This window comes from Streptomyces sp. NPDC045695 (assembly GCF_056432025.1).
Genome location: NZ_JBWKJU010000026.1, coordinates 42,387 through 61,573, shown reverse-complemented (window position 1 = coordinate 61,573; position 19,187 = coordinate 42,387). Strand labels below are relative to the sequence as shown.

General features: G+C 72.4%; 18 protein-coding genes and 1 riboswitch. Of the genes, 15 read left to right on the top strand and 3 right to left on the bottom strand.

Annotated elements, in window-relative coordinates:
• Positions 1-180: 180 nt before the first annotated feature.
• Positions 181-311: riboswitch (FMN riboswitch) on the top strand.
• 151 nt (positions 312-462) lie between these two features.
• The 10 genes from ribD to AC07DU_RS30435 all read left to right on the top strand — a co-directional run bounded on the left by ribD (position 463) and on the right by AC07DU_RS30435 (position 9,103).
• Positions 463-1,599 carry a bifunctional diaminohydroxyphosphoribosylaminopyrimidine deaminase/5-amino-6-(5-phosphoribosylamino)uracil reductase RibD gene (ribD, locus tag AC07DU_RS30480; protein ID WP_479114929.1) on the top strand — a complete coding sequence of 379 codons (1,137 nt, stop codon included), beginning with the start codon at positions 463-465 and terminating at the stop codon, positions 1,597-1,599.
• A 1-nt stretch (position 1,600) separates the two neighbouring features.
• Positions 1,601-2,203, top strand: a complete 603-nt coding sequence (locus tag AC07DU_RS30475) for a riboflavin synthase (RefSeq protein ID WP_360902269.1) — start codon at positions 1,601-1,603, stop codon at positions 2,201-2,203.
• A 5-nt stretch (positions 2,204-2,208) separates the two neighbouring features.
• Complete coding sequence (locus AC07DU_RS30470; RefSeq protein ID WP_479031876.1) at positions 2,209-2,853, top strand: nicotinamide mononucleotide transporter family protein; 645 nt, start codon at positions 2,209-2,211, stop codon at positions 2,851-2,853.
• Positions 2,850-4,145 (top strand): bifunctional 3,4-dihydroxy-2-butanone-4-phosphate synthase/GTP cyclohydrolase II, encoded by a 1,296-nt coding sequence (locus AC07DU_RS30465; protein WP_453373500.1) that lies wholly within the window; start codon positions 2,850-2,852, stop codon positions 4,143-4,145. Before AC07DU_RS30470 ends, AC07DU_RS30465 begins: the two co-directional genes overlap by 4 nt.
• Positions 4,146-4,217: 72 nt before the next feature.
• Entirely contained in the window at positions 4,218-4,703 is a 486-nt protein-coding gene (ribH, locus tag AC07DU_RS30460; RefSeq protein ID WP_215031692.1) for a 6,7-dimethyl-8-ribityllumazine synthase, read from the top strand.
• Positions 4,704-4,738: 35 nt separating this feature from the next.
• Positions 4,739-5,020, top strand: coding sequence for a phosphoribosyl-ATP diphosphatase (locus tag AC07DU_RS30455; RefSeq protein ID WP_243631636.1), 282 nt, complete (start codon positions 4,739-4,741; stop codon positions 5,018-5,020).
• 54 nt (positions 5,021-5,074) lie between these two features.
• Positions 5,075-5,923 carry an ATP phosphoribosyltransferase gene (gene hisG, locus AC07DU_RS30450; protein ID WP_479114927.1) on the top strand — a complete coding sequence of 283 codons (849 nt, stop codon included), beginning with the start codon at positions 5,075-5,077 and terminating at the stop codon, positions 5,921-5,923.
• A 44-nt stretch (positions 5,924-5,967) separates the two neighbouring features.
• Positions 5,968-6,432, top strand: coding sequence for a PH domain-containing protein (locus tag AC07DU_RS30445; protein WP_360902256.1), 465 nt, complete (start codon positions 5,968-5,970; stop codon positions 6,430-6,432).
• A 200-nt stretch (positions 6,433-6,632) separates the two neighbouring features.
• Positions 6,633-8,063, top strand: a complete 1,431-nt coding sequence (locus tag AC07DU_RS30440; RefSeq protein WP_479114924.1) for a hemolysin family protein — start codon at positions 6,633-6,635, stop codon at positions 8,061-8,063.
• Positions 8,060-9,103, top strand: coding sequence for a hemolysin family protein (locus AC07DU_RS30435; protein WP_479114922.1), 1,044 nt, complete (start codon positions 8,060-8,062; stop codon positions 9,101-9,103). Before AC07DU_RS30440 ends, AC07DU_RS30435 begins: the two co-directional genes overlap by 4 nt.
• A gap of 52 nt (positions 9,104-9,155) precedes the next feature.
• On the opposite strand, the gene AC07DU_RS30430 is transcribed toward AC07DU_RS30435, so the two are convergent.
• Complete coding sequence (locus tag AC07DU_RS30430) at positions 9,156-11,078, bottom strand: AAA family ATPase (RefSeq protein WP_479031299.1); 1,923 nt, start codon at positions 11,076-11,078, stop codon at positions 9,156-9,158.
• A 388-nt stretch (positions 11,079-11,466) separates the two neighbouring features.
• Positions 11,467-12,099 carry a uridine kinase family protein gene (locus AC07DU_RS30425; RefSeq protein ID WP_479114920.1) on the bottom strand — a complete coding sequence of 211 codons (633 nt, stop codon included), beginning with the start codon at positions 12,097-12,099 and terminating at the stop codon, positions 11,467-11,469.
• 109 nt (positions 12,100-12,208) lie between these two features.
• Between AC07DU_RS30425 and AC07DU_RS30420 the strand changes: the two genes are divergently transcribed.
• From AC07DU_RS30420 to AC07DU_RS30405, 4 genes are all read left to right on the top strand, one after another.
• A complete protein-coding gene (locus tag AC07DU_RS30420) occupies positions 12,209-13,633 on the top strand; it encodes a peptidase C39 family protein (protein ID WP_479114918.1) in 1,425 nt (474 codons plus the stop codon).
• A gap of 101 nt (positions 13,634-13,734) precedes the next feature.
• Positions 13,735-14,190 carry an SPW repeat protein gene (locus AC07DU_RS30415; RefSeq protein ID WP_479031292.1) on the top strand — a complete coding sequence of 152 codons (456 nt, stop codon included), beginning with the start codon at positions 13,735-13,737 and terminating at the stop codon, positions 14,188-14,190.
• Positions 14,191-14,376: 186 nt separating this feature from the next.
• Positions 14,377-14,544 (top strand): SCO1431 family membrane protein, encoded by a 168-nt coding sequence (locus AC07DU_RS30410; protein ID WP_360902235.1) that lies wholly within the window; start codon positions 14,377-14,379, stop codon positions 14,542-14,544.
• A gap of 298 nt (positions 14,545-14,842) precedes the next feature.
• A complete protein-coding gene (locus AC07DU_RS30405; RefSeq protein WP_479114916.1) occupies positions 14,843-16,015 on the top strand; it encodes an acyl-CoA dehydrogenase family protein in 1,173 nt (390 codons plus the stop codon).
• Between the two features lie 19 nt (positions 16,016-16,034).
• On the opposite strand, the gene AC07DU_RS30400 is transcribed toward AC07DU_RS30405, so the two are convergent.
• Positions 16,035-16,298 carry a hypothetical protein gene (locus AC07DU_RS30400; RefSeq protein ID WP_360902229.1) on the bottom strand — a complete coding sequence of 88 codons (264 nt, stop codon included), beginning with the start codon at positions 16,296-16,298 and terminating at the stop codon, positions 16,035-16,037.
• Positions 16,299-18,036: 1,738 nt separating this feature from the next.
• Between AC07DU_RS30400 and AC07DU_RS30395 the strand changes: the two genes are divergently transcribed.
• Entirely contained in the window at positions 18,037-19,170 is a 1,134-nt protein-coding gene (locus tag AC07DU_RS30395) for an Rv3169 family protein (protein WP_360901006.1), read from the top strand.
• Positions 19,171-19,187: the final 17 nt, after the last annotated feature.

Here is a 19,187-nt window from a genome sequence, read left to right as displayed (position 1 = left end):
CTGTTCCCGGGAAGTTGAAGGGAACGTTAAGAGGACTAGACCACCCCGTCAATAGGTCTGGACCAACCTCGGTCCACTTGACAAAACCCGCTCCGGCACGCTCCCCCTGTGAGCCAGGCCACACCACATCACTCGCGTGGCCGCCGATCGTCCGTGGCAGACTGGCTTCAGTACCAGTAGCAGCGCACTCCGGGGTCGGTGTAATTCCGAACCGGCGGTTATAGTCCGCGACCCGTCCGCAGCCAGCGGCCGGTTGACCAGGTGAGATTCCTGGACCGACGGTTAAAGTCCGGATGGGAGGCAGTGCGCGGCGGGCCAGTCACCGGTACGCCGCCGTCGGCGGTTCATCGGCACATCCCTGTGGATGTCTCCGAGCGGACCGCTTTTTCCGGCTTCGGCGTCCCCGTGTGAGCTGTACCGCTTCATCTGTCGTATCCCGACAGGCCCCGGAGTCCGTGCCCGATGAGGCAGGAGGACCCGGTGGCGACCCACGCCGCGCACGCAGCACCCGACGCGGACACCCGCGCCATGGGCCGAGCCGTCGAGCTCGCCGCCCGCGGACTCGGCTCCACCAGCCCCAACCCGGTCGTCGGCTGCGTCATCACCGACGCCACGGGCACGGTCGTCGGCGAGGGCTGGCACGAGCGGGCCGGCGGCCCGCACGCCGAGGTCCACGCCCTGCACGCAGCCGGCGGGGCCGCCCGCGGCGGCACCGCGTACGTCACCCTCGAACCCTGCAACCACACCGGCCGTACGGGACCCTGCGCTCAGGCCCTGATCGCGGCCGGCGTCACCCGCGTGGTCTATGCCGTCAGCGACCCGGACCCGCAGGCCGGCGGCGGCGCCGCCACCCTGCGAGCCGCCGGGATCGCCACGGAGTCCGGGCTGCTCGCGGACGAGGCCGAGGCGGGCAACACCGCGTGGCTGACCTCCGTACGCCTGGGCCGGCCCCACGTCACCTGGAAGTACGCCGCCACCCTCGACGGCCGCAGCGCCGCCGCGGACGGCAGCAGCCGCTGGATCACCTCCGCCGAGTCCCGGGCCGACGTCCACCGGCTGCGCGCCGAGGCCGACGCCGTCCTCGTCGGCGGCGGGACGCTGCGCCAGGACGACCCGCACCTCGCCGTCCGGGACATCGCGGGCGCGACCCAGCCGCTGCGGATCGCGCTCGACACGTACGCCACGATCCTGCCGACCGCCCGCATCCTCGACGACGCGGCGCCGACCCTGATCGTCGTCGGCGAGGACGCCGACACCCGGCACCTGCCCGGCGTCGAGGTCCTCCGGCTGCCCCTGCACGGCGGCCGCATCGGCGTGCACGACCTGCTCACCCACCTGTACGCCCGCGGCGTGCGCTCCCTGTTCCTGGAAGGCGGACCCACGCTGGCGGGCGCCTTCCTCGAAGGCGGAGCCGTGGACCGGGTCGTCGGCTACCTCGCCCCGGCCCTCCTCGGCGCGGGCCCCGCCGCCCTCGCCGACGCCGGCGTCACCACCATCTCCCGCGCGGTGCGCCTCGACATCACCGAGGCCGTCCGCATCGGCCCCGACCTGCGCATCACCGCCGTTCCCACCGTCCACACGCCCCCCAAGGAGCACTGAAGTGTTCACCGGAATCGTCGAAGAACTGGGCGAGGTCACCGCCGTCGAGCAGCTTGAGGAAGCCTCCCGCTTCCGACTGCGCGGCCCCCTCGTCACCGAGGGCGCCAAGCACGGCGACTCCATCGCCGTCAACGGCGTCTGCCTGACCGTCGTGGAGAGCGCCGACGGCGAGTTCACCGCCGACGTCATGCAGGAGACCCTCAGCCGCTCCAGCCTCGGCGCCCTGACCAAGGGCTCCCGGGTCAACCTGGAGCGCCCGATGGCCCTCGGCGGACGGCTCGGCGGCCACCTGGTCCAGGGGCACGTGGACGGAACCGGCGAGATCCTCTCCCGGACCCCCTCCGAACACTGGGAGATCGTCAAGATCGCCCTCCCCGCGAACCTCTCGCGCTACGTCGTCGAGAAGGGCTCCATCACGGTCGACGGCGTCAGCCTCACCGTGGTCGAGGCCGCCGCCGACTGGTTCACCGTCAGCCTCATCCCCACCACCCTCGCGCTGACCACGCTCGGCATCAAGCAGAGCGGCGACCCGGTCAACCTGGAGGTCGACGTCCTCGCCAAGTACGTCGAGCGTCTGCTCGCGGGCCGGGAGGCCGGCCAGTGAGCGCCCTGAACTGGCTGAACTCCGAGGCGTTCACCGCCTTCGACCAGCACATCAAGTGGTCCGACATGATCGGCAACACGATCGGTCTGCTCGCCCTCGCCCTCGGCTGGCGGCGCTCCATATGGACCTGGCCCGCCCAGTTCCTCTCGGGCGTCATCCTCTTCGTGGCCTTCGCCGCCGGTCACCTGTCCGGCAGCGCCGGCAAGCAGGTCGTGGTCATGCTCGTCGCGGCCTGGGGCTGGGCGCAGTGGAGCCGCGGCCGCCGGAAGGCCCAGGACGGCACGATCGCCGTCCGCTTCGCCAGCTGGCGCGAGCGCGGCGCCCTCGTCGGCGCCGCCGCCCTCGGTACCGTCGCCGTCGCCCTGCTCTTCACCGCCTACCCGGCGCTGTCCTGGGACCCCTGGCCCGACGCCTACATCTTCGTCGGCACGATCGTCGCCATGTACGCCCAGTCGCGCGGCATGGTCGAGTTCTGGTTCGCCTGGCTCCTCGTCGACCTCGTCGGCGTGCCCCTGAACTTCGCCAACGGCTACGCCTTCTCCGGCTTCGTCTACGTCATCTACGGCGCGCTCGTCCTGTGGGGCCTGCGCGACTGGTGGCTCCGCTCGCGCACCACCCCCGCCCCGGCCCTGGAAGGAGCAACGGCATGACCAGCCTCAAGCCCGTGCCCGACGTCCCCGAAGAGACCTTCCGCCTCGACCCCGTCGAGCAGGCCATCCGCGACATCGCGGCGGGCCGTCCGATCGTCGTCGTCGACGACGAGGACCGCGAGAACGAGGGCGACCTCGTCATCGCCGCCGAGAAGGCCACCCCCGAGATCATCGCCTTCATGATGAGCGAGTGCCGCGGCCTGATCTGCGCCCCCATGGAGGGCCCCGAGCTGGACCGGCTCGAACTCCCGCAGATGGTCCAGCACAACACCGAGTCGATGCAGACCGCCTTCACGGTCTCCGTCGACGCGAGCGCCGTCCACGGCGTCACCACCGGCATCTCCGCCTCCGACCGGGCCACCACCCTGCGCCTGCTCGCCGGCGGGATCGCCCAGCCCACCGACTTCGTCCGCCCCGGCCACGTCTTCCCGCTGCGCGCCAAGCCCGGCGGCGTGCTGGTCCGCAACGGCCACACCGAGGCGGCCGTCGACCTCGCCCGCCTCGCGGGCCTGCGCCCGGTCGGCGCCATCGTGGAGATCGCCGGTGAGGACGGCGTCATGCTGCGCCTGCCCGAGCTGATCCCCTTCGCCCGCAAGCACGGCCTGACGATCATCTCCATCGAGGACCTGATCGCCTACCGCCGCTCCGCCGAGCCCACCGTGCGCCGCGAGGCCGAGGTCAGCCTGCCCACCGCCTTCGGCGCCTTCACGGCGTACGGCTACCGCTCCACCGTCGACGGTGTCGAGCACGTCGCCCTCGTCCACGGCGACGTCCGCGCGGGCGGCGGCGAGGACGTGCTGGTCCGCATGCACTCCGAATGCCTGACCGGCGACATCTTCGCCTCGCAGCGCTGCGACTGCGGCCCCCAGCTGCACGCCTCCATGGAGCGCATCAAGGCCGAGGGCCGCGGGGTCGTCGTCTACCTGCGCGGCCACGAGGGCCGCGGCATCGGACTGCTGTCCAAGCTGCGCGCGTACGAGCTCCAGGAGCGCGGCCGCGACACCCTCGACGCCAACCTGGAGCTGGGCCTGCCCGCCGACGCCCGCGACTACGCGGCCGGCGCGCAGATCCTCGGCGACCTCGGCGTGCGCAGCGTCCGGCTGCTGACCAACAACCCGGAGAAGTCCGACGCCCTCGTCCGGCACGGGATCACGGTCACCAGCCGGGAGTCCATGCCGCTGGAGGCGGGCGAGCACAATCTGCGGTACCTGCGCACCAAGCGGGACCGGATGGGGCACGACCTGCCCTGGCTCGACGCGGCCGTGACCACGTCCGCCTGCGGCAACCAGTAGACCGAACGCACCACCCGTACATTCCACACCCGTACATCCCGCATCCCCTACGAACCACCGAGGAGCAGAGCTGTGAGCGGCAAGGGCGCACCCGAACTGAGCGTGAAGAACTGCGGAGACCTCCGAGTCGCCGTGATCGCGGCCCAGTGGCACGAGAAGGTCATGGACGGACTGGTCGACGGCGCCCTGCGGGCCCTGCACGAGCTCGGCATCGACGAGCCCACCGTGCTCCGCGTCCCCGGCAGCTTCGAGCTCCCGGTCGTGGCGAAGGTACTGGCCGGTCGCGGTTACGATGCCATCGTCGCCCTCGGAGTGGTCATCCGCGGCGGCACCCCGCACTTCGACTACGTCTGCCAGGGCGTCACCCAGGGCCTGGTACAGGTGTCGATCGACACCGGAGTCCCCGTCGGCTTCGGTGTGCTGACCTGCGACAACGACGAGCAGGCGCTGGACCGCGCCGGGCTTGAGGGGTCGAACGAGGACAAGGGGCACGAAGCGGTCACCGCCGCCGTCTCCACCGCCATGACCCTGCGGACCGTCAGCGAACCCTGGCGCTGAGTGGCGTGGGGAAACCCCGTATTCTGAGGACCATCATGGCGAACAAACCCTCCAAGAGCTTCGAAGAGCTCTTCACCGAGCTCCAGCTCAAGGCCGCCGACGGCGACCCCAGCACCTCCCGCACCGCCGAGCTCGTCCACAAGGGCGTCCATGCCATCGGCAAGAAGGTCGTCGAGGAGGCCGCCGAGGTCTGGATGGCCGCCGAATACGAGAGCAAGGACGCCGCCGCCGAGGAGATCTCCCAGCTGCTGTACCACGTCCAGGTGATGATGGTCGCGCGCGGGATCTCCCTCGACGACGTCTACGCGCACCTCTGAGCCAGGCACGCACACACCCGCCCGATCACGCCACCACGCACCAAAGGAAGCCCCATGCTGCGCATCGCCGTCCCCAACAAGGGTTCACTCTCCGGACCGGCGTCGGCGATGCTCCATGAGGCCGGCTACCGCCAGCGCAAGGAGTCCAAGGAGCTCGTGGTCGTCGACCCCGAGAACGAGGTGGAGTTCTTCTACCTCCGCCCCAAGGACATCGCGATCTACGTCTCCACGGGCAAGCTCGACATCGGCATCACCGGCCGCGACCTGCTGCTCGACTCCGGCGCCAGCGCCGAGGAGATCCTGCCGCTGAACTTCGGGCGCTCCACCTTCCGCTACGCCACCAAGCCCGGCACGGCGAAGGGCCCCGAGGACTTCCACGGGATGACGATCGCGACCTCGTACGAGGGAATCGTCGCCAAGCACCTCGCCGACCAGGGCATCGACGCCTCCGTCGTGCACCTGGACGGCGCGGTCGAGACCGCCATCCAGCTCGGCGTCGCCCAGATCATCGCGGACGTCGTCGAGACCGGCACCAGCCTGCGCAACGCGGGCCTGGAGGTCATCGGCGAGCCGATCCTGCGCTCCGAGGCCGTCGTCATCCGGCGCAACGGCGCCGACCCCGAGGACCCGCAGGCCCAGCAGTTCCTGCGCCGCCTCCAGGGCGTCCTGGTCGCCCGCAGCTACGTGATGATGGACTACGACTGCCGCGCCGAGCACCTGGAGCGCGCGGTCGCCCTCACCCCGGGCCTGGAGTCGCCGACCATCTCCCCGCTGCACAACGAGGGCTGGGTGGCCGTCCGCGCCATGGTCCCGGCCAAGGAAGCCCAGCGGATCATGGACGACCTGTACGAGCTCGGCGCGCGCGCGATCCTCACCACCTCCATCCACGCCTGCCGTCTCTGACCCGTCCGGCCCGCGACACCACTGCAGAAGGCACCCGAAGCACCATGGCCGAGTCCGCCGCCCAGCCCGTACCCCCCACCCTGCCGGTCACCTTCCGGCCGACCCGCACCCGGGTCGTCCTGCTGGGCGTCGGGCTCGCCATGTTCTCCACCATTACGGCGATCGCCCTGCTGCTGGAGAACCTCGGCCCGGGGGAGCGGATCAGCTTCGTCTTCACCGCCGTCCTGCTGACCTCCGTACTCGTCCTGCTCAGCCGCCCCAAGGTGGTCGCGGACGAGGGCGGGGTCACCGTCGTCAACCTGACCACCACCCGCCGTCTGGAGTGGGCGCAGATCCTGCGCGTCAACCTCCGCCCCGGCGACCCGTGGGTGTTCCTCGACCTCAGCGACGGCACCAGCCTGCCCGCCCTCGGTATCCAGCCGGGTGTCGCCAAGCAGCAGGCGATCGGCGACGCCCGCGCCCTGCGCGCCCTCGCCGAATCCAGGGGAACCGGCACGAACGCCCACTGATCGCCCCGATCCCCGCCGCTGCGTACCGTTGCGGCCACGATCTCAGTGACTACCCTGGTGGCGGGGCGCAGCTGTGCGCCCCCCCACCGGCCCCGGGACCCCGTGGCCCGCGGGCACCTGCGACTTGAGGAGTGACTCCCTCCAGCAATGGACGGATCGTCCGGTAATACCCGCGCCGCCCTCCCCCCGGAGGCGGCGGCATGAGCACCCCGTTCCTTCTTCTCCTGGCGGCCTTCGCCCTGATCCTCGCCAACGGTTTCTTCGTGGCGGCCGAATTCGGCCTCGTCACCGTGGAGCGACCCGAGGCCGAGCGCGCCGCAGCCGACGGTGACCGCCGTGCCCGTACGGTGGTCAGGGCCCTGGGGGAGCTGTCCTTCCAGCTCTCCGGCACCCAGCTCGGCATCACCATCACCTCCCTGGTCGTCGGCATGCTCGCCCAGCCCGCCCTGGCCGCCTTGCTGGCCGGCCCGCTGGCCGCGACGGGCCTGCCCCGGGGAGCCGTCGCCGGCGTCGCCGTCGTCATCGGCATGCTGCTCGCGTCCGCCGTCCAGATGGTCGTCGGCGAGCTCGTCCCGAAGAACTGGGCGGTCTCCCGGCCGCTCCAGGTGGCCCGCTTCGTCGCCGGACCGCAAAACGCCTTCTCCCGCGTCTTCCGGCCGGTCATCGCCGGTCTCAACGCCGTGGCCAACCGGCTCGTCCGGGCGCTCGGCGTGGAACCCACCGAGGAGATGGCCTCGGCCCGCACCCCCGGCGAACTGGTCTCCCTGGTCCGCCACTCGGCCCAGGCCGGCGCCCTCGAACAGGACACCGCCGACCTCTTCGTACGGACCCTGTCGCTGGGCGACCTCACGGCCCAGCACGTCATGACCCCCCGGGTGAAGGTCAGCGCACTGATGCACACGGCCACCGCGGCCGACGTGCTCAACCTGACGCGCGCCACGGGCCTGTCCCGCTTCCCGGTCTACCGCGAGCGCATCGACGAGATCACCGGCGTCGTCCACCTCAAGGACGCCCTCGCCGTGCCCGAGGCGGAACGCGACCGCACCAGCGTCAGCCGGATCTGCGTCGCCCCGCTGCTGGTGCCCGGCTCCCTGCCGGTACAGCCGCTGCTGGAGCGGCTGCGCAGCGAACAGCCCATGGCCGTCGTCGTCGACGAGTACGGCGGCACCGCCGGCGTGGTCACGCTGGAGGACATCGTGGAGGAGCTCGTCGGCGAGGTCCGCGACGAGCACGACCTCGCCGAGGACGACATCCCCGAACTGGCCGCCGTCGCGGCCGAGGACGGCCGCCCCTCCTGGGAGGCCGACGGCAGCTGCCGGGTCCAGACCCTGCGCCGGATAGGCCTGGAGGTCCCCGAAGGCCCGTACGAGACCGTCGCCGGCCTCGTAGCCGATCTGCTCGGCCGGATCCCCGCCCCCGGGGACCGGGCGGAGCTCCCCGGCTGGAGGCTGTCCGTGCGCCGCGTCGGCCGCAACCGCGCCGAGCGGGTGCGCCTCGTCCGGCTGACGACGGTGCCCGCCGCAGGCCCGTACCAGCAGCCCCACCAGAGCGGCAACGCCGCCGTCCCCGGCTCCGGCCGCCACGGCGACCCGGTCCCGCAGCGGGCCGAGCTGGAAGGTGCCGCCCGATGAACGCGCTCCAGCTGCTCTTCGCCCTGCTCCTGGTCCTCGCCAACGGCTTCTTCGTCGGAGCCGAGTTCGCCCTCGTCTCCGTACGCCGCAGCCAGATCGAGCCCCTCGCGGCCGGGTCCAAGCGGGCGCGCCAGGTCCTGCACGGCCTGGAGAACCTGCCCCGCATGATGGCCGCCGCGCAGTTCGGCATCACCGTGTGCTCGCTCACCCTCGGAGCGGTCGCCGAACCCACGGTGGCCCGCCTCCTGGAACCCCTCTTCCACGCCGTCCACGTACCGCAGGGTCTGGTCCACCCCCTCGGCTACGCCGTCGCGCTCGCCGCCGTGGTCTTCCTGCACCTGGTCATCGGCGAGATGGTCCCCAAGAACCTCGCCATGGCCGCCCCCGAGAAGACCGCCCTGTGGTTCAGCCCCGGCCTGGTGGCCTTCGCGCGCGTGTGCGGGCCCGTCACCACCGGGCTCGGGGCCTGCGCCAAGCTCGTCCTCAGGCTCTTCAAGGTCGAGCCCAAGGACGAGGTCGAGGCCGTCTACACCTCCGCCCAGCTGGGCCGGCTCCTCAAGGACTCCCGGCAGGCCGGGCTCCTGGAGCCGGTCGAACAGGAACGGCTGGAGGACGCGCTGGAACTGGGCAGCCGCCCCGTCACCGACGTCCTCCTGGACCGGGACCGCCTGGTCACGGTCGGCCCCGCCGTCACCCCGCGCCAGATCGAGCAGCTGACCGTGCGGACCGGCTACTCCCGCTTCCCCGTCCGAGCCGACAGCGGCGCCTTCATGGGCTACCTGCACGTCAAGGACGTACTGGACCTGGAGGACCGGGAGCGGGCCGTACCCCAGCGGGTCTGGCGCCGGATGACCACGCTGTCCGCGACGCTCCCGCTGGACGACGCGCTCAGCGTCATGCGCAGGGAGGCCACGCACCTGGCCCAGGTCGCCGACCCGGCGGGCGGGGTGCTGGGCCTGGTGGCCCTGGAGGACGTCCTGGAAATGCTGGTGGGCGAGGTCCGTGACCCCGCGCACCGCGTTCCGGCAGGCCGGATCTAGCAGCCGCCGCTGTCGCCGTCACCGCCGTCGCCGTCACTGCGGCCCGCCCGGGTCACAGCGGCGGTGGCGGCTCCGGCCGCTCCCGGGGCCCCCGACCCGACAGGACCTCCCCGTACGCCTGCATCAGGTCCGGCAGCCGCAGCGTGGCCAGGTCGTCCCGCGACGGCTCACCCGCGAAGCCCGCCAGCCGCAGGTCCCGGTACGCGCAGCTCTTCTCGTACAGGGTCCGCAGGAAGCGGCCGTTGCCGAGCTCGTCGATCCACCCCTGCTCGACCACGTGCGCGCTGATGCTGCGCAGCTCCTCCAGCGCCTCCTCGTCCCAGTGGTCCCCGTTGGAGTCCGCCAGCACCCCGCCGATCGCGGTCAGTTCCAGCGGCCGGTAGCTGGGGAAGTCCACCCGGGTGGTGAACCGCGAGGACAGCCCCGGGTTGGCCGCCAGCAGCCGGTCCATCCCGGCCGGATAGCCGGCCAGGATCACCACCAGGTGGTCGCGGTTGTCCTCGGCCCGCTTGAGCAGCACCTGCAGCGCCTCGTCGCCGTACGCGTCGCCCTTGCTGTACCCCGAGTTCGACAGCGAGTACGCCTCGTCCACGAACAGCACACCGCCGATCGCGGAGTCGATCAGCTCGTTCGCCTTCACCGCCGTCTGGCCCAGGAACTCCCCGACGAGGTCCGCCCGTTGCGCCTCCACCAGATGGTCGCCGCCGAGCAGGCCCAGCGCGTAGAAGACCCGCCCCAGGATCCGGGCCACCGTCGTCTTGCCGGTGCCCGAGGGCCCGGAGAAGACGAAGTGGCGCTTCGGAGGCTGCACCGGCAGCCCCTGGCCGGCCCGCAGCCGCGCCATGTGCAGCTGCGCGGAGAGCGCTTTCACCTGCCGCTTGACCGGCTCCAGGCCCACCATGCGCTCCAGCTCCGCCAGCGCCTCGGCGAGCGCCGCCGGGTCGGCGGGCGCGGCCGGCAGGTCCTCGGGCGCGCCCTGGGGCGGGACGGACACCTTGCGCCGTACGCCCTCCACCCGGCCGCCGGGAGGCGGGGGCGGGGCCAGCGGATCCGGCTCGGCCTGGCCGTCCGCAGCGACGTCCTGGACGGGCCCCCCGCCCAGCGCGACCGCCGCGAAGTCCCCGCCGGCCGGGAAGGGGCCGTGCCCCGCGTGGGCCCCGTACCCGGCGTACCCCGCCAGGCCCGCCAGATCGGCCATGCCGTCGGTGTCGTCGCCGTCCTCGATGGCCGTCAGCCGCGCCGCCGTGTCCATGAACGAGGGATCCACCCGGTGCACCGCCCGGTACAGCGGCAGCGCCGCCGCACTGCGCCCGGTGCCCTCGTGCGCCCGCGCCAGCCAGTACCGCAGCTCCTTGCGCTGCGGCTGCTCGCTGCGGCACCGCATCAGGGCCGCCGACAGCATGGGCTCCGCCTGCCCGTACATCTCCAGCCGGACCCGGGCCATGCCGCCGAACAGCCCGGCCTCGATCCCGAGCAGCGGATCGTTGACCAGCGGTTCGGTGTGCCGCACCAACTGGTCCCAGTCCTTGACCAGATAGGCCCGGCAGGCGTGCAGGAAGCGGACCTGCGGATCGGCGTCCACGGGCGGCAGCGCGGCGAGGGCCTGGTCCAGCTCGGGCACGTGGCGGCCGTCCAGCCAGTGCGAGGCGTGGGCGAGCAGCAGGTCCCGCCGGCTCTCCAGTACCGGCTGTACCCACCAGCCCAGCCAGTACCAGGAGTTCAGCGTCCGCCGGTGTCGGGCCCGCTGCTCGCCGAAGCGGTCGCGGTGCGCGTACATGTGCAGCAGGGCGTTGCCGGTGTCGACCCGTAACGCGTGCAGGCCCAGCCAGCCGTCGGCCATCGAGGGATCGAGCCGTACGGCCGCCCGGAACTCCTCCTCGGCCTGCGGGTAGGCGCCCATCGTGCAGGCGTCGACCCCGCGCAGCCAGGCGAGTTCGGCCGGGGAGTGCATGCTGCCCGGCGTGCCGAAATCCATCACGTCCCCCACAAGCCTGCCCCCGTGGTGCGCGGTAACCCCCGCTTCGAGCGCGCGAGTTGCCCACTGCGCCGATGAAATCAGGGGTGCATCGTACCTGCGGTACGGCACCTTACGTAGGGCGCGACGGGGCCGGTTCGGGCCTGCGCCCCCCAGGCGCATCGTGACTCAGGGTGAAGAGCGGGCGCCCATGCGGGCCGCGTGACAGCGGCGCGGAGGGGGCGCGGGTGGCGGCGCGGGCAGAACGAAGCCCCCGATCACGGGGGAACAATCGGGGGCTTCGTGTCCGCGGCGGCCGTAAAAGCCGCGCATTGAGAACGTAAGGCCGCCGCGGGGCCGAGGTCAAGCGGGTCCGGGCAGGCCCGGCGGAGCGGATCTCCGGGGCCGCTCAGGCCCGGGGGAGTCCGTCACGTTCGGTGACGGAAGCCCGGGATCCAGCAGTCGCACCCGTCCCGGAAGACCACTCGTATCCCGTACCGCTCTGGCGTACCAGGATGTCGGCGAAGGGGCGTGAAGGGTCGCTGGAGAAGTGCGCGCGCTCCGCGCGCTCCCATCCGTCCCAGAAGTCGGAGAGTTCGACTCCGTCCCGGTTTCGCCCCCGCCCCCAGGACTGTGCGCGCGGCGTCTCCATCCACAGCAGGCGCGCCAGATGCGGGCGCAGCGCCCGCCGCCCCGCCCCGACCCCCTCCACGAGCACCACCGGCGCCGGCTCCAGCACCCGCAGGGGCCCGAAGCGGCGTTCCACCCAGTCGTACGGGGCCCAGTGCGCGGGCCGGCCCTGGCCCAGCGGCTCCAGCACCTGCGCGCGCAGCCGCTCCTGCCAGCCGAAGAGCTCCTCGTGGCTGGCCACGTCGTCCAGGTGCAGCACCGGAGCGCCCATCAGCTCCGCGAGCCGCCCCGCGAAGGTGCTCTTCCCGGATCCCGCGTGCCCGTCGACGCCGATCAGCCGTACCGGGCCGAGGGAGGGAGGCGACGCGGCGAGCTCGCGGGCGAGTGACTCAAGTGACGGGTGTGGCTCCACCCGACCAGCGTAGACAAGCCCGACACGGCCCTGGGCTTCGGCGTACCGCCGCCGGGAACTGGAAGGGTGAAGAGCCACCCAGCGCCGACCACCCCGGGGGAACCTCGCGATGACCACACCCACGCCCCGCAGGGCCCTGCTCGCCGCGGCACTGGCGGTCGCCGCCACCGCCACCGCGGCCACCGTCCCGGGGGCCGCGGCCGCCACCGTCCCCGGCGACGGTGCGCCGGGCGCCGTCCCGGGCGACGGTGCCGGTGCCTCGGCCGCCGTCCCGCCCGCCCCGGAGGCGCCGGGCCGCACCGTCGACAACCGGTTCTGGTTCTCCTACGCCCACTGGCTGGCCGGCACCCACCAGGGCACCACCGCCGTCGCCGGAACCCGCCCCGGCCTGGAGATCTCCGTGGCGGCGGGGCGCACCGAGTACGCCGACCCGCACACCGGAAAGAAGAGCACCTGGGAGTACGCCACCTGGACCTCCCCGCTGCACCGCTCGACCGTGCCCGCCACCGAGGCCATCGCCTCCTGGAACGCCCGCACCCCCGCCGGCACCTGGATCCAGATCGAACTGCGCGGCACCTACACCGACGGCGCGGCCACCCCCTGGTACGTCATGGGCCGGTGGGCCTCCGGCGACCGCGACATCCGCCGCACCTCGCTGGACGGCCAGAGCGACGGCAAGTCCACCGTCTGGACCGACACCCTCGCCGTCGACGCCCCCGCCGCGGCCGCCGGGCTGCGGATCACGCACTGGCAGCTCCGCCTGACCCTCCACCGCAAGCCGGGCGCCGACCGCGGCCCCACCGTATGGCTGGCCGGCGCCATGGTCTGCGACGTCCCCGACCGCTTCACCGTCCCCGCCTCCACCCCCTCGGGCAGGGCCCACGAGCTGAAGGTCCCGCGCTACTCGCAGGAGACCCACGCCGGCCAGTACCCCGAATACGACAACGGCGGCGAAGCCTGGTGCAGCCCCACCTCCTCCCAGATGGTCATCGAGTTCTGGGGAGGCAGGGCCAGCGCCACCGCCCTGAGCTGGGTGAACCCCCAGTACGCCGACCCGCAGATCTGCCACGCCGCCCGCTCCACCTACGACGCCGCCTACCGGGGCTGCGGGAACTGGCCCTTCAACGCCGCCTACGCCGCCACCTATCGCGGGCTCGCCGGCGTCATCACCCGCCTCGCCTCCCTGACCGACCTGGAGACCCTGATCGGGGCCGGGATCCCGGTCATCACCTCGCAGTCCTTCCGCACCGAGGAGCTCACCGGCGCGGGCTACGGGACCAGCGGCCACCTGATGACCGTCATCGGCTTCACCGCCGCCGGGGACGTGATCGCCAACGATCCCAACGCGCCCGACAACCCGTCGGTCCGCCGCGTCTACCGGCGCGCCGAGTGGGAGAACATCTGGCTCCGGACGAAGCGGTACGACGCGAACGGCAAGGTCAGAAGCGGCACGGGGGGCGTCTGCTACCTCTACGTCCCGGCGCTCCCGGCTCCGGCGCAGATCGCGGCGCTGCGGCTGGTCGGAGTGCTGTGAAGCGGCCGCGGAGTCTCCCTTTGACCGGCCGGCGCGGATATGTGGAACATAATGGGGTAAATGGCACATAAGCGCTTCGTCGTAAGAGGAGGCAGTCCGCCATGACCACCCATACGAGCATCGAGCACCACCCCGACCTCGCCGAGATGCGCACTCGGTTCGAGCGGGTGACCAGCACTCCCGCAGCGCAGGCCGTAGAAGCACTGGCCCTCCTCACGGGCCTCTACCTGGCAGCCTCCCCGTGGATCGCGGGATTCAGCACCCTCACCCCGCTGGCCATCAACAACCTGATCGCCGGCCTGGCGTACTGCCTGTGCATGGGCGGTCTGGGTTCCGCCTACGAGCGCACACACGCGATGGCGTGGACGGCGGTGGGCCTCGGTGCGTGGACGATCGTCGCCCCGTGGGTCATCGCCGGTGAAATGGACACGACGCGCACCGTGGTCAGCAACGTGATCGCCGGAGTCGTCGCCCTGTGTCTCGGCCTCGCGATGGCGGCCATGGCGGGCCGCACCCGCGAGAGCAGGGCCGGCCGCACCCGCGAGACCCGCATCTGACGCGGGCGCCGGAAGGGGCCGGTACCGGCCACCGGGCCCCGGACGCTCTGGGTGACCAGAGCGTCCGGGGCCCCGTCGTGCCGGGTTGCGCCGTACAGCTCGGCACGCCTCCATACGCCTCCGCTGACGCGGGGCGTGACCATCGTCTCTCCCGCGAAAGCCGCGAACGATGGCACATTGGACGGCATGACCGCTCACACCGCCACCCCCACCCCGGCGACCCCCAGCCTCCGCGCCCGCGGCCTCGTCCGCACCGGCGGCCCCCAGGACGGCTCCTCCTGGCTGGAACACGTCCTCGGCTGGACCCTCGTGGTCGTCGTCGCCATGTTCGTGACCCAGGTCGGCTGGCTGTAACGCGCGGGCTCGTGGACCCGCTGGTGCGCCGGCTGGCGCGCGACCCGCACCGTGATCGAGGAGTTCGTCCCGGAGTGTCCGGCACCTCCCGCGCCCGAAGAGCCGTGCGCTCAGCCCGGTGATCTTGCCCCGGTGACGGAAGGCCCCTGATCGGGCATACTCAAGCCGCCGCAGCCGCTGAACAGCCCCTCCCGTGATCCGGGACGGGCAGGATCGGCTGCAGGAGCACCCAGACCCGGCGCCGCGTCCCACCACTGACGCGTCGCCGCCGTGCCCGACCAGGGAGGAGAGCGCCGCCATGACCGACCGCGCCCCGCAGCCGGTGGACCGTCAGCTGCCCACCGAGGAGTCCCGGGACCTCCTCGCACTCGTACGCGAGATCGCCCAGCGGGAGATCCGCCCCCGGGCCGCCGATGAAGAGGACGCCGGACGCTTCCCGCGCGAGATCTTCACCCTCCTCTCCGAGGCCGGCCTCCTCGGCCTCCCGTACGCCGGCGAGTACGGCGGCGGCGAGCAGCCGTACGAGGTCTACCTCCAGGTCCTGGAGGAGCTGGCCGCGGCCCGCCTCACCGTCGGCCTCGGCGTCAGCGTCCACTCCCTGGCCTGCCACGGCCTCGCCGGTTACGGCACCAAGGAGCAGCAGGCCACCCACCTGCCCGCGATGCTCGGCGGCGGCCTGCTGGGCGCCTACTGCCTCTCCGAGCCGGCCGCCGGCTCCGACGCCGCCTCGCTCGCCACCAAGGCGGTGCGCGACGGCGACGACTGGATCATCACGGGCACCAAGGCCTGGATCACTCACGGCGGTGTCGCCGACTTCTACACCGTCCTGGCCCGCACCGGCGTCGAGGGACCCAAGGGCATCACCGCCTTCCTGGTCCCCGGTGACGCGGAGGGCCTGAGCGCGGCCGTGCCCGAGAAGAAGATGGGCATGAAGGGCTCGCCCACCGCCCAGCTGCACTTCGACGGCGTACGGGTGCCCGACTCCCGCCGCATCGGCGAGGAGGGCCAGGGCTTCTCCATCGCCCTCGCCGCACTGGACGCGGGACGCCTGGGCATCGCCGCCTGCGCCATCGGCGTCGCCCAGGCGGCCCTGGACGAGGCCCTGGTGTACGCCCTGGACCGCAAGCAGTTCGGGCACCCGATCGCCGACTTCCAGGGGCTGCGCTTCATGATGGCCGACATGGCCACCAAGCTCGAGGCGGGCCGGGCGCTGTACCTCGCGGCGGCACGGCTGCGGGACGCGGGCAAGCCGTTCTCCCGTCAGGCGGCGATGGCCAAGCTGTTCTGCACCGACGCGGCGATGGCCGTGACGACGGACGCCGTCCAGATCCTCGGCGGCTACGGCTACACGGCGGACTTCCCCGTCGAGCGGCTCATGCGCGAGGCGAAGGTGCTCCAGATCGTGGAGGGCACCAACCAGATCCAGCGCATGGTCATCGCCCGCCACCTGGCGGGCCCGGAGACGCGCTGACGTCCTTGGCGGCCAGGGCCTAGTACAGCCCGCTGCTGCCGGTGGGCCAGATCGGGGAGGACGTGAGCCGGGACCACTCCGGATCACGCCGCCCGGGCAGCGTGCGGCCGTCGTCGGCCCACCGGGCCACCAGGTCGCGGTAGATCGGCGGATCGGGAACCTGCTGCTGCTCACGCGGCTGCTGGGACTGATGCTGATGTTGATGAGGCTGCTGAACCGATTCTTCGCAACCCGGCGGCGTCGGACGACGCCGCCGGCCCGTTGCCGACTGAAGCATGGTCATACCAGGCCAACGCCGGACCGAAGGCCCGGGTAATCGCCCCGGCCGCCCGGCTATCCGTTCGAGCCGTCCCACGGCGCGGGCGGGGGGCTTCGGGGGCGGAGCCAGGCGGGCGGGGGTGGGGCCGTGCGGCGTGGCTTCGGGTTGGGCGGGGGCCACGCGGGCGGGGAGGGGCGGTGCGGGGGTGGCTTCGGGTTGGGCGGGGGCCACGCGGGCGGGATCAGAGACGCGTATGGGGGTTTCCCGTCAGTCTCATCGTCTCTCCGTGTCGGGCCGGTCCCTCAAGGGCGCTCCCTTCGGTCGCGTCGCTGCGCGATGGCCTTCGGCCACCCTTGACCGACCGTCCCGCCCCGGACATACGAAGACTGCCGGGAAACCCCCAAAGGAACGGGCCGGGCCTTCTATTTCAGGGGCGGGGAGAGTCGCGATGCACGGCCTGGGCGCTGGCCGGCCAGCCCGAGAGGCGGGCCGATCGCCATCGGATCCCGGGGTGGGGGCGGACGCGTCAGATCGCTACGCGCTTCTCATCTCTCAGCGTCCGTCGGCCGTCCGGGGCTGGGAATAGGCCGCCACAGATCGCTACACGCTCCCCGACGACGGCGGCAGCCGGTCGTTTGTGGTGGAGAGGGCCGGCAGGGGGCTGGTGGAGGGTCGTGGGCGTCGATTCCTCGCCTCAGCCGAGCTGTACTCCCATCAGAGCGACCCCACTCCCACGAACCCACGGACAGACCGCCCCAATTGGGGCAAACCGACGGCCTTTCCGGTCGCCCACCCACGCTGACCCGGATACAGCTCGGTATAGGCGCGTTCTGGCGCCTGAACTTCCCAAGACAGCCGTCAGACGCCCTCTTCGGCGATTTCTGACGGTCGTGGGCGGCCTATGTCCAGCCCCGGACGGCCGGCAGACGCTGAGAGATGAGAAGCGCGTAGCGATCTGACGCGTCCACCCCGTCTGATCCGTCGCCAGCTCCATCTGGCCGCCGTGCGGGGAGCTTTGGCCGCCCCCGTCCCGGGGTCGATGCGGATCGCCCGCCTCTTGGGCTGGCCGGCCGGGGCCCAGGCCGCGCATCCCTGCTCTCCCCGTCCCTGAAATAGAAGGCCCGGCCCGTTCCTTTGGGGGTTTCCCGGCAGTCTTCGTATGTCCGGGGCGGGACGGTCGGTCAAGGGTGGCCGAAGGCCATCGCGCAGCGACGCGACCGCAGGGAGCGCCCTTGAGGGACCGGCCCGACACGGAGAGACGATGAGACTGACGGGAAACCCCCAAGACCTCCCTGATGCCGCCCCAGGGGATCCCGCCCCCGAAGCCACCCCCGCACCGCCCCGCCCGCCTGCGCGCTCCCGCCCGCGTAGCCTCCCCGCACGCTCCTGATCCCGGCCGCCGGTTCTCCCGCCGCCGGTTCTCCCGGCCGGTGTCGTCCCCGCGGGTCTGGTCCCGCTTCGCGGGGCGCCGCCACCTTGCCCCGGCCCGTCGCCACCTCGCTCGGCCGCCGCCACCTCGCCCCGCCCCCGTCGGCCGCCGCCACCTCGCCCCGCCCCCGTCGGCCCCCGCCCGTCGGAGCGGCTCCCCGCCCCCACCCGCCCCGGCGTGCCGTGCCCGTCTGTCAGAACGTGCCGGAAGGGTGGCCTCCCGCAGGGTTTCTGACGTACCGTCATATCCGCTTGAGCTGGCCCTCTCTTCCTTTGCGCGTCCCCCGTCCCCCTCCTGCCCACGCCCCGACGTCGTCCGTCCTGGAGGTTCGCCATGCCCGCCGACCGGCCCGTCGCCCTCGACGAATACCCCATCCACCAGGCTCCCTTGTCGATGAAGCACCTCGTCAGCGGTGACCGGAACGCCTACGACCGGTGCATCTTCCACGTCTTCGACCACGCCGGCCGCGCCCTCCTCATCCTCGGCCTCGGCGTCTACCCCAACGCCGGGGTCATCGACGCCTACGCCACCCTCCGCGTCGGCGACGAGCTCCTCGCCGTCCGCGCCTCCGACGCCCTCACCGACGAGCGGATGAACCTCTCGGTGGGACCCCTGTCCATCACCGTCGACGCCCCGCTCCAGCAGCTCACGCTGCGCTGCGCCGCAGACCCGGCCGACCCGCACGGGCTCTCGTACGACGTCACCTGGACCGCGGAGTTCCCCGCCGTCTGGGAGCCCCACCACATCCAGCGGCGCGGCGACCGCCTCATGCTCGAAGGGCGTCGCTTCGTCCAGGCCGGCAACGTCACCGGCACCATCCGCGCGAAGGGCGAGGAGCTGACCCTCACCCCGGGGGAGTGGACCGGTACGCGCGACCGGAGTTGGGGTGTGCGGCCCATACCCGGCGAGGACGGCGGGCGGGCGGCGGAGGAGTACCGCCCGGAGGGCTTCCACTGGCTCTGGATCCCGGTCCGCTTCGAGGACCGCTTCGTGATGGTCATCGCCCAGGAGGACGCCGACGGGCACCGCACCCTGAACGAAGCCGTGCAGGTCTTCCCGGAAGGCAGCGGGCGCAACGACGTCCAGCTCGGCTGGCCGCACACCGAGATCCGTTACCGGCCCGGCAGCCGGCACCCCGAGAGCGCCGTCGTCCACCTCACCGACCCGGCCCGCAAGTCCCTCGAACTCGGCGTGGAGATCCTCAGCTCCTCCCCGCTCGCCGTAGGCGCCGGTTACCCGCCCGCCGCCGACTGGCAGCACGGCACCTGGCAGGGACGAGGCTGGACCGACCGTCGCGTCTTCGACCTGTCCGACCCGGCGGCCCACCCGATGGCTGCCTTCGGAGTCACCGACCACGCGGCGCGCTTCACCCTTGACGGCCAGGTGGGCCACGGCATCTTCGAGCACGGCAGCTTCGGGCGCCATGACCCGAGCGGCTTCACCGACTACTCCTCCGTCGCCCAGTAGCCCCATGGCAACTCCTA

Bases quoted from the DNA above. Each gene is read 5' to 3' on its own strand.
- ribD (WP_479114929.1), top strand. From the start codon at position 463: ATGAGGCAGGAGGACCCGGTGGCGACCCACGCCGCGCACGCAGCACCC.
- AC07DU_RS30465 (WP_453373500.1), top strand. From the start codon at position 2,850: ATGACCAGCCTCAAGCCCGTGCCCGACGTCCCCGAAGAGACCTTCCGC.
- AC07DU_RS30455 (WP_243631636.1), top strand. From the start codon at position 4,739: ATGGCGAACAAACCCTCCAAGAGCTTCGAAGAGCTCTTCACCGAGCTC.
- hisG (WP_479114927.1), top strand. From the start codon at position 5,075: ATGCTGCGCATCGCCGTCCCCAACAAGGGTTCACTCTCCGGACCGGCG.
- AC07DU_RS30445 (WP_360902256.1), top strand. From the start codon at position 5,968: ATGGCCGAGTCCGCCGCCCAGCCCGTACCCCCCACCCTGCCGGTCACC.
- AC07DU_RS30440 (WP_479114924.1), top strand. From the start codon at position 6,633: ATGAGCACCCCGTTCCTTCTTCTCCTGGCGGCCTTCGCCCTGATCCTC.
- AC07DU_RS30435 (WP_479114922.1), top strand. From the start codon at position 8,060: ATGAACGCGCTCCAGCTGCTCTTCGCCCTGCTCCTGGTCCTCGCCAAC.
- AC07DU_RS30430 (WP_479031299.1), bottom strand. From the start codon at position 11,078: ATGGATTTCGGCACGCCGGGCAGCATGCACTCCCCGGCCGAACTCGCC.
- AC07DU_RS30420 (WP_479114918.1), top strand. From the start codon at position 12,209: ATGACCACACCCACGCCCCGCAGGGCCCTGCTCGCCGCGGCACTGGCG.
- AC07DU_RS30415 (WP_479031292.1), top strand. From the start codon at position 13,735: ATGACCACCCATACGAGCATCGAGCACCACCCCGACCTCGCCGAGATG.
- AC07DU_RS30410 (WP_360902235.1), top strand. From the start codon at position 14,377: ATGACCGCTCACACCGCCACCCCCACCCCGGCGACCCCCAGCCTCCGC.
- AC07DU_RS30405 (WP_479114916.1), top strand. From the start codon at position 14,843: ATGACCGACCGCGCCCCGCAGCCGGTGGACCGTCAGCTGCCCACCGAG.
- AC07DU_RS30400 (WP_360902229.1), bottom strand. From the start codon at position 16,298: ATGACCATGCTTCAGTCGGCAACGGGCCGGCGGCGTCGTCCGACGCCG.
- AC07DU_RS30395 (WP_360901006.1), top strand. From the start codon at position 18,037: ATGCCCGCCGACCGGCCCGTCGCCCTCGACGAATACCCCATCCACCAG.